The sequence below is a fragment of the Streptomyces sp. FH025 genome, from assembly GCF_017427025.1.
GTDB lineage: Bacteria > Actinomycetota > Actinomycetes > Streptomycetales > Streptomycetaceae > Kitasatospora.
The window spans coordinates 1-8471 of sequence record NZ_JAFLNG010000324.1 but is presented as its reverse complement, the minus strand read 5'-3'; the positions used below and the strand labels follow the sequence as shown (position 1 = coordinate 8471).

Here is an 8471-nt window from a genome sequence, read left to right as displayed (position 1 = left end):
GCGGAGTCGCGGGAGCGCCCCCGCCGCCGTCTCCCTCGCTAGGCTGACGGACACCACGGGGCCGCCCTCGGCGCCCCCGGACGGACCAGGAACCGGGCGGGGGCGGCGGGCCGCTCGCGCCAGTGAGGAGCAGGCCATGGCGAGCGAGGCCACCCGGGTGCGCCGCGAACCCCTCGACCCCTCGGGCGCGGGCGCCGCGATCGAGCGCTGGACGCTGACCGCCGGCCCGTACGAGGCGAGCCTGCTCACCCTCGGCGCCACCCTGCACACCCTCAGCGCGCCGGACCGGGCCGGGCGCACCGCGCAACTACTCCTCTCGACCGACGAGTTGGCGCAGATCCTGGGCCCGGCCCGGCACTACGGCACGGTGGTGGGCCGGTACGCCAATCGGATCGACGGCTCCGAGGTCACCATCGACGGCGAGCGGCACCCGCTCGCCCCGACCGGCGGCGGAGTCACCATCCACGGCGGGCCGGACGGATTCGCGCAGCGGATCTGGCAGGCCGAGGAGACCGAGGGCGGGGTGCGGCTGGGGCTGCACAGCCCGGACGGCGACCAGGGCTTCCCGGGCGCGCTGGACGTCACCGTCGCCTACACCCTGGACGCGGCCGGTGAGCTGGTGATCGCCTACCACGCCGTCACCGGCAAACCGACGGTCGTCAACCTGACCAATCACGCCTACTTCAACCTCTCGGGTGAAGGCAGCGGGGACGTCCTGGGCCACCTGCTCACCCTGGACGCCGACGAGTACACCCCGGCCGACGAGCGGCAGATCCCGTACGGGCGGACCGAGCCGGTGGCCGGCACGCCGTTCGACTTCACCGTCGCCACGCCGATCGGCAAGTCGGTGCACGACGCGCACCCGCAGCTGGCCGGGCCCGGCGGCTACGACCACAACTGGGTGCTGCGCCCCCGGCCGGCGGACGGCGGGCCGGCCCGGGCGGCGCTGCTGGAGGACCCGGTCAGCGGCCGCACCCTGGAGGTGCTGACCACCGAGCCGGGCATCCAGGTCTACACGGCGAACAAGTTCCAGGGCGCGGTCACCGGTGCGAGCGGGGTGCCGTACGGGCCGTTCGCCGGGATCGCGCTGGAGACCCAGCACTTCCCGGACTCGCCGCACCACCCGTCGTTCCCGAGCACGGTGCTGCGACCGGGGGAGGAGTTCCGCTCGACCACCGTGCTGCGACTGGGGGTCAACCGGTAGGGCGGTTCAGGCGTGGAGGTCCCGGCGCATGCAGAGCCGGGGCCAGCGGTCCAGGCCGTGCTCGGCCTCCTTGCGGCGGATCTCGCGCAGGCCCGGGGTGAGTTCGGCGTCGGCCAGCGGGCGGAAGCCGAGGCGGGCGTAGTAGGGGGCGTTCCAGGGGACGTCCGCGAAGGTGGTCAGGGTGAGCGCGGGGGCGTCGGCGTCGGCGGCGAGGTGCTCGATCAGCGCCCGGCCGATGCCCCGGCGGGCGTGGTCGGGGTGCACGGACACCTGCTCGATGTGCAGGGCACCGTCCACCGGCTCGGCCAGCAGGTAGCCGGCGATCGCGCCGTCCGCGTCGGCGACCAGGGCGACGCCGTGGTCCAGGTAGTGGGCCAGCTCCGCGGGGGCGGGCGGTTCGTCCTCGGCGATCTCGGGCATGCCGATCGCGGCGAAGGGGGCTCCGGCGGCCCGCTCCAGTTCGCCCAGCAGCGGCAGTTCGGCCTCGGTGACGGCTCTGATTCGCATGCGTCCAGTCTGCTGCAGGCGAGTTCCGGCCACGCACGGTGGTTCCGTCAGCCACCGAAGATCAGGGTGAAAGGTGCGAAGTCGGACATTCCGCCGGGCTGTCAACTACCGTGCGGCTACGTCCAGGACACGCGGGCGTAACGATCGCCGTTTCTTGCAGAAATTTGCTGCAAGAACTTTCCGTCGCGATTCCACCGCTGTTAACTTCCTTCCGAGCCCGACGGCGGCAACGGTGCGGTCGGCGCGAGGCAGCCATTATGCGCCTGTCTCCGAACATCTCGGGCACCCCCCACCCTCCCTAGGAGTTCTCATGCGGCGTGGCATCGCGGCCTCTGCCCTCGTTGCGGCCCTCGCGGTCTCGATGGCTGCCTGTGGCAGCAGCGGCGGCTCCGGTTCGGACGGCAAGGCCGACGGCCCGGTCACCCTCACGTACTGGGACACGTCGAACGCCACCAACGAGGCTCCGAACTACCAGGAACTGGTCAAGAAGTTCGAGGCGGCCAACCCGAACATCAAGGTCGACTTCGTCAACGTCCCGTTCGACCAGGCGCAGAACAAGCTGCAGACCGCCATGGGGGCCAAGGGCGCGCCGGACGTGTTCCGCTCCGAGGTCGGCTGGACCGCCGCCTTCGCCAAGGCCGGCTTCCTGGAGCCGCTGGACGGCACCCCGGCCGCCGCCGACACCTCCGCCTTCCAGCCCAGCCTGATCCAGCAGGCCAAGTACGAGGGCAAGCTGTACGGCGTGCCGCTGGTGACCGACACCCTGGGCCTGCTCTACAACAAGGAGCTGTTCGCCAAGGCCGGCATCACCGAGGCGCCCAAGACCTGGGACGAGCTGAAGACCGACGCCGCCGCCGTCAAGGACAAGGCCGGCGTGGACGGCTTCTGGCTGAAGGCCGCCGACGGCTACTACGCGATGCCGTTCCTGTTCGGCGAGGGCACCGACACCGTCGACGCCGCCGGCAAGAAGATCACCATCACCTCGCCGGAGGCCGCCAAGGCCGTCGAGACCTACAAGACGATGTTCACCTCGCCCGGCACCGTCAAGGCCGACGTCACCACCGACGCCTACGCGCACATGATGGACGCCTTCAACAGCGGCAAGGTCGCGGCGATCATCCAGGGCCCCTGGGAGATCACCAACATCTACAAGGGCTCCGCCTTCGCCGACAAGAACAACCTCGGCATCGCCGCCGTCCCGGGCGGTTCGGCCAAGGGGGCCGCCCCCACCGGTGGCCACAACATCTCCGTCTACGCCGGCGCCGACAAGGCCCACAAGGCCGCCGCCGAGAAGTTCGCCGCCTTCATGACCTCGGCCGAGAGCCAGGCGTTCATCGCGCAGAAGAACTCCACCCTGCCGACCCGCTCCGACGCCTTCACCGCCGACGTCAAGGCCGACCCGGGCATCGCCGGCTTCCAGGCCGTGCTGTCCAGCGCCAAGCCGCGCCCCGAACTGCCCGAGTACAGCTCGCTGTTCGCCTCGCTCAGCACCAACCTGGGCAAGGCCGTCCAGGGCACCAGCACCCAGGACGCGCTGAACACCGTCGCCACCGACTACGCCAAGCTCCTGCCGGGCTTCGCCAAGTAGTCCCCGCCGCCCGGCCCGCCCATCCCGGCGGGCCGGGCGGTCGGCTCCGCCGAGGATTCCCCCCGAAGAATTCCCCCCGAGAAGGTGCAAACGATGTCAGTCGCCGTGCAGGGCGCCACCGGCAAGGGCAGCCCGGAGCGCGATCAGCGCCCGGGTCTGCTGGAACGCCTCAAGCGCTCCTACGCCAAACACTGGTACGCCTACGCGATGATCGCCCCGGTCGTCCTGGTGCTCGGCGCCCTGGTGCTCTACCCGCTCGTCGAAGGCATCTGGCTCACCCTCACCGACGCCAACAGCCTCAACGTCGCCCGCAAGATCGGCGTCAACGAGATCCCGGCGAGCTACGACTTCGTCGGCTTCCGCAACTACGCCGACATCCTCTGGGGCCCCGGCTCGTACGACCGCTTCTGGTCGCACTTCGTCTGGACCATCGCCTGGACGGCCATCTGCGTCTTCCTGCACTACACCATCGGCCTGGGCCTCGCCCTGCTGCTCAACAAGAAGCTGCGCGGGCGCGCCGTCTACCGGATGCTGCTCATCCTGCCCTGGGCCGTCCCCACCTTCGTCACCGTCTTCTCCTGGCGCCTGATGCTCTCCGACGGCGGAGTCGTCAACACCGTGCTCTCCGCCCTGCACCTGCCCGAGCCGGGCTGGCTCACCGACCCGTGGGCGCAGAAGGTCGCCGCGATCACGGTGAACACCTGGGCCGGCGTGCCGTTCATGATGATCTCGCTGCTCGGCGGCCTCCAGTCGATCCCGGCCGAGCTGTACGAGGCCGCCGAGATGGACGGTGCCACGCCGTGGCAGCGCTTCCGGTACGTCACCCTGCCGGGGCTGCGCACCGTCTCCTCCACCGTCGTGCTGCTCGGAGTGATCTGGACCTTCAACCAGTTCAACGTCATCTTCCTGCTCTTCGGCACCGGCGCCCCCGACGCCCAGCTGCTGGTCACCTGGGCCTACCGCCTCGGCTTCGGCCAGATCCCCCGGGACTACGCGCAGTCCGCCGCGTACGGCGTGATCCTGCTGTCCATCCTGATCGTCTTCACCGCCTTCTACCGGCGCTGGCTCGCCCGCAACGAGCAGGCCAACGGCTGAGGCCCCGGACCCAGTTGACCCACGAAGGCAGGTAACCCCGATGAGCACCACCACCGAACGCCCCGCCCCCGCGACGACCGCGGCCCCGGCCGCCCGCCCGGTCAAGGCCCGTCCGCGCGGCGAGAGCAGCCCGCTGGCCAAGGCGCTGTCCCACGGCGTCCTGATCGTGGCCGGCCTGATCGCGCTGTTCCCGGTCGCGTGGATCCTCTTCGTCTCGCTCGGCCCGGACAAGACGGACTACCTCCACCCCGGCCAGATCTTCGACAAGCTCACGCTGTCGAACTACCAGCACGTGCTGGGCGACACCGACTTCTTCACCTGGTTCGGCAACGCCGTGCTGGTCTCCGGCGTCACCACCGTGTTCGGCGTCATGCTCGCCGCCACCACCGGCTACGCGGTGTCCCGGATGAAGTTCCCCGGGCACCGGCCGCTGATGTGGTCGCTGCTGGTCACCCAGATGTTCCCGATCGCGGTGCTGATCGTGCCGATGTACACGATGCTCTCCGACCTCGGCCTGCTGGACAGCTACACCGGCCTGATCCTGGTCTACTCGACCACCACCGTGCCGTACTGCGCCTGGCTGCTGAAGGGCTACTTCGACACCATCCCGGTGGAGATCGACGAGGCCGGCCGGGTCGACGGGCTCAGCCCGTTCGGCACCTTCTGGCGGCTGGTGCTGCCGCTCGCCCGCCCGGGCCTGGCGGTGGCCGCCTTCTACTCCTTCCTCACCTACTGGGCCGAGGTTCCCTTCGCCTCCACCTTCATGCTCAGCTCCGACAAGTACACGCTGGCCGTCGGCCTCCAGACCTTCGTCAGCGAGCACGACGCCCAGTGGAACCTGATGGCCGCGACCGCCGTGCTGATCGCCATCCCCTCCGCGGCCTTCTTCTACCTGGTGCAGCGCCACCTGGTCACCGGCCTGACCGCCGGTGCCTCCAAGTCGTAACGCGCCGCGAAGTCGTAGCGCTCCTCGCTCCTCTAGTCCCCAAGGGATACCGTCCATGACCCAGAACCTGGCCGACACCTCCCGGCCTGCCGCCGACACCGCTCACGAGGCGGCCGCCCTGGCTTCGGTGACTGGCAGCGCGTCCAGAGGCTGGTGGCGGGACGCGGTCATCTACCAGGTGTACCCGCGCAGCTTCGCCGACTCCAACGGCGACGGCATGGGTGACCTGCCCGGCATCCGCAGCCGCCTGCCCTACCTGCGCGACCTCGGTGTGGACGCGGTCTGGCTCTCGCCGTTCTACGCCTCGCCGCAGGCGGACGCCGGCTACGACGTCGCCGACTACCGCGCGGTGGACCCGATGTTCGGCACCCTGCTGGACGCCGACGCCCTCATCCGGGACGCCCACGAGCTGGGGCTGCGGATCATCGTCGACCTCGTCCCCAACCACTCCTCGGACCAGCACGAGTGGTTCCAGCGCGCCCTGCGCGAGGGCCCCGGCTCCCCGCTGCGCGACCGCTACCACTTCCGGCCCGGCAAGGGCGACAAGGGTGAACTGCCGCCCAACGACTGGGAGTCCATCTTCGGCGGCCCGGCCTGGACCCGTACCGAGAACCCGGACGGCACCCCCGGTGACTGGTACCTGCACCTGTTCGCCCCCGAGCAGCCCGACTTCAACTGGGAGAACGCGGCGGTCGCCGACGAGTTCCGCTCGATCCTGCGGTTCTGGCTCGACATGGGCGTCGACGGCTTCCGCATCGACGTCGCCCACGGCCTGGTCAAGGCGGCCGGCCTGCCCGACCTCGGCGGCTCCGACCAGCTCAAGCTGCTCGGCAACGACGTCATGCCGTTCTTCGACCAGGACGGCGTGCACGAGATCTACCGCGCCTGGCGCAGGATCCTCGACGAGTACCCGGGCCAGCGGATCGGCGTCGCCGAGGCCTGGACCCCGACCGTGCAGCGCACCGCCAACTACGTCCGCCCCGACGAGCTGCACCAGGCCTTCAACTTCCAGTACCTGGGCACCGATTGGGACGCCGCCGCGCTGCGCGAGGTGATCGACCTCTCGCTCGACTCGATGCGCCCGGTCGACGCCCCCACCACCTGGGTGCTGTCCAACCACGACGTCACCCGGCACGCCACCCGCTTCGCCAACCCGCCCGGCCTCGGCACCCAGATCCGCACCGCCGGCGACCGTTCGCTGGGTCTGCGGAGGGCCCGCGCCGCCACCCTGCTGATGCTCGCGCTGCCCGGCTCGGCGTACATCTACCAGGGTGAGGAGCTCGGCCTGCCGGACGTCACCGACCTGCCGGACGAGGTCCGCCAGGACCCGTCCTTCTTCCGCCAGGAGGGGCAGGACGGCTACCGCGACGGCTGCCGCGTCCCGATCCCGTGGTCCGGCACCGAGGCCCCGTACGGCTTCGGGCCGGTGGCGGGCGGGCCGTCCTGGCTGCCGCAGCCGGCCGAGTGGGCCGAACTGAGCGTCGAGGCGCAGACGGGCGACCCGGCCTCCACCCTGGAGCTCTACCGCAGCGCACTGGCCGTCCGCCGGGCGCGGCCCGACCTCGGCGCCGGCACCGAGGTCGAATGGCTGGACGGCCCCGAGGGCACCCTGGCGTTCCGCCGCGGCTCCTTCGTCTGCACGGTGAACACCACCGGCGAGCCGGTGCGGATCACCGCGCCCGGCCGACTGCTGCTCGGCTCGACCGAACTCGTGGTGGACGGCGGCGAGACGGTGCTCGCTCCGGACAGCACCGGCTGGTGGGCGGTCTGACGTGGTTGCAATAGGCTCTGGGACCGTGACTACGGCGCGACTCTCAGACATCGCGGCACAGGCGGGGGTCAGCGAAGCCACCGTCTCCCGCGTGCTCAACGGCAAGGCGAACGTCTCCGCCGCCACCCGGCAGACCGTGCTGGCGGCGCTCGACGTGCTCGGCTACGAGCGGCCGACCCGGCTGCGCCAGCGCAGTGCCGGCCTGATCGGGCTGATCACGCCGGAGCTGAGCAACCCGATCTTCCCGGCGCTGGCGCAGGTGATCGAGCAGGTGCTCAGCCGGCACGGATACACCCCGGTGCTGTGCACCCAGACGCCGGGCGGGTCCACCGAGGACGAACTGGTGGAGATGCTGGTCGACCGGGGCGTGGCGGGCATCGTCTTCGTCTCCGGGCTGCACGCCGACACCACCGCCGACCACGACCGCTACGCCCGGCTGGCCGGGCGCGGGGTGCCGTTCGTGCTGATCAACGGCTTCAGCGAGAAGATCGACGCGCCCTTCATCTCGCCGGACGACCGGGCCGCCATGTGGATGGCGGTCCAGCACCTGGCCGAGCTCGGGCACGAGCGGATCGGGCTGGCGATCGGGCAGCGGCGGTACGTGCCGGTGCTGCGCAAGGTCGAGGGCTTCACGGCGGCGATGCGCGAGGTGCTCGGGCGCAGCCAGGAGGAGGCCGAGGACCTCGTCCACCACACGCTGTTCAGCGTGGAGGGCGGGCACGCGGCGGCCGGGGCGCTGCTCGACAAGGGCTGCACGGCGATCGTCTGCGGGAGCGACATGATGGCGCTCGGGGCGATCCGGGCGGTGCGGCAGCGCGGGCTGTCGGTGCCGCAGGACGTGTCGGTGGTCGGCTTCGACGACTCGCCGCTGATCGCCTTCACCGAGCCGCCGTTGACCACGATCCGTCAGCCGGTCGAGGCGATGGCCACGGCGGCGGTGGACGCGCTGCTGGAGGAGGTCGGCGGGAACGCGGCCCAGCGCGGGGAGTTCATGTTCCAGCCGGAGCTGGTGATGCGCGGTTCCACGGGGGCCTGCGCGCGCTGAGCCGCGGCGGCAGGGCTTCGGTGGCAGGGCCGGTGGACGGGCCCCGGAGGGCGGTTGCTCTCCGGGGCCCGTCCCGTGTCCGCTCGGTCAGCCCTCCTGGGCGGTCGGGCGCTCCGTGGCGAGCCGGTGGTCGTCGGACGCGTCGCCGGTCCGGGTCTCGGTGCGGCGGCCGCGGGCCAGGTAGTCGCGCAGGACCAGTTCGACGGCGTCCTGCGGGTTCTTGGTGCCGGAGAGCAACATCGCGTCGATCGCGAGGTTGGCGTCGAGCGTGACGGTGACCTGGGCCATGTGACTCCTCCTCGGGTGCAGAGCAGC

8 protein-coding genes are annotated in these 8471 nt (G+C 71.2%); 6 read left to right on the top strand and 2 right to left on the bottom strand.

Features of this window, described 5'->3' with window-relative positions; all coding sequences use genetic code 11:
• The first annotated feature begins 136 nt into the window (after window positions 1-136).
• Complete coding sequence (locus tag J0670_RS22145) at window positions 137-1204, top strand: aldose epimerase family protein (RefSeq protein WP_207813391.1); 1068 nt, start codon at window positions 137-139, stop codon at window positions 1202-1204.
• Between the two features lie 6 nt (window positions 1205-1210).
• Here the strand turns inward: J0670_RS22145 and J0670_RS22140 are convergent, their stop codons facing one another.
• On the bottom strand, window positions 1211-1711 hold the full coding sequence (locus J0670_RS22140) for a GNAT family N-acetyltransferase (RefSeq protein ID WP_207813390.1): 501 nt from the start codon (window positions 1709-1711) through the stop codon (window positions 1211-1213).
• 310 nt (window positions 1712-2021) lie between these two features.
• Between J0670_RS22140 and J0670_RS22135 the strand changes: the two genes are divergently transcribed.
• The 5 genes from J0670_RS22135 to J0670_RS22115 all read left to right on the top strand — a co-directional run bounded on the left by J0670_RS22135 (window position 2022) and on the right by J0670_RS22115 (window position 8156).
• The gene (locus J0670_RS22135; protein WP_207813389.1) at window positions 2022-3299 is read left to right on the top strand and encodes an extracellular solute-binding protein; all 1278 of its coding nucleotides are present in this window, start codon (window positions 2022-2024) and stop codon (window positions 3297-3299) included.
• Between the two features lie 93 nt (window positions 3300-3392).
• Entirely contained in the window at window positions 3393-4394 is a 1002-nt protein-coding gene (locus J0670_RS22130; protein WP_207813388.1) for a carbohydrate ABC transporter permease, read from the top strand.
• A gap of 40 nt (window positions 4395-4434) precedes the next feature.
• Window positions 4435-5340, top strand: a complete 906-nt coding sequence (locus J0670_RS22125; protein WP_207813387.1) for a sugar ABC transporter permease — start codon at window positions 4435-4437, stop codon at window positions 5338-5340.
• 55 nt (window positions 5341-5395) lie between these two features.
• Window positions 5396-7111, top strand: a complete 1716-nt coding sequence (locus tag J0670_RS22120; RefSeq protein ID WP_207813386.1) for a glycoside hydrolase family 13 protein — start codon at window positions 5396-5398, stop codon at window positions 7109-7111.
• Window positions 7112-7136: 25 nt separating this feature from the next.
• On the top strand, window positions 7137-8156 hold the full coding sequence (locus J0670_RS22115; RefSeq protein WP_207813385.1) for a LacI family DNA-binding transcriptional regulator: 1020 nt from the start codon (window positions 7137-7139) through the stop codon (window positions 8154-8156).
• A gap of 87 nt (window positions 8157-8243) precedes the next feature.
• Here the strand turns inward: J0670_RS22115 and J0670_RS22110 are convergent, their stop codons facing one another.
• Complete coding sequence (locus J0670_RS22110) at window positions 8244-8444, bottom strand: hypothetical protein (protein WP_207813392.1); 201 nt, start codon at window positions 8442-8444, stop codon at window positions 8244-8246.
• Window positions 8445-8471 lie beyond the last annotated feature (27 nt).

What these genes read in the sequence shown, in the direction of transcription:
- J0670_RS22130 (WP_207813388.1), top strand. Translation starts at nt 3,393, where the DNA reads ATGTCAGTCGCCGTGCAGGGCGCCACCGGCAAGGGCAGCCCGGAGCGC.
- J0670_RS22120 (WP_207813386.1), top strand. Translation starts at nt 5,396, where the DNA reads ATGACCCAGAACCTGGCCGACACCTCCCGGCCTGCCGCCGACACCGCT.
- J0670_RS22140 (WP_207813390.1), bottom strand. Translation starts at nt 1,711, where the DNA reads ATGCGAATCAGAGCCGTCACCGAGGCCGAACTGCCGCTGCTGGGCGAA.
- J0670_RS22110 (WP_207813392.1), bottom strand. Translation starts at nt 8,444, where the DNA reads ATGGCCCAGGTCACCGTCACGCTCGACGCCAACCTCGCGATCGACGCG.
- J0670_RS22145 (WP_207813391.1), top strand. Translation starts at nt 137, where the DNA reads ATGGCGAGCGAGGCCACCCGGGTGCGCCGCGAACCCCTCGACCCCTCG.
- J0670_RS22135 (WP_207813389.1), top strand. Translation starts at nt 2,022, where the DNA reads ATGCGGCGTGGCATCGCGGCCTCTGCCCTCGTTGCGGCCCTCGCGGTC.
- J0670_RS22125 (WP_207813387.1), top strand. Translation starts at nt 4,435, where the DNA reads ATGAGCACCACCACCGAACGCCCCGCCCCCGCGACGACCGCGGCCCCG.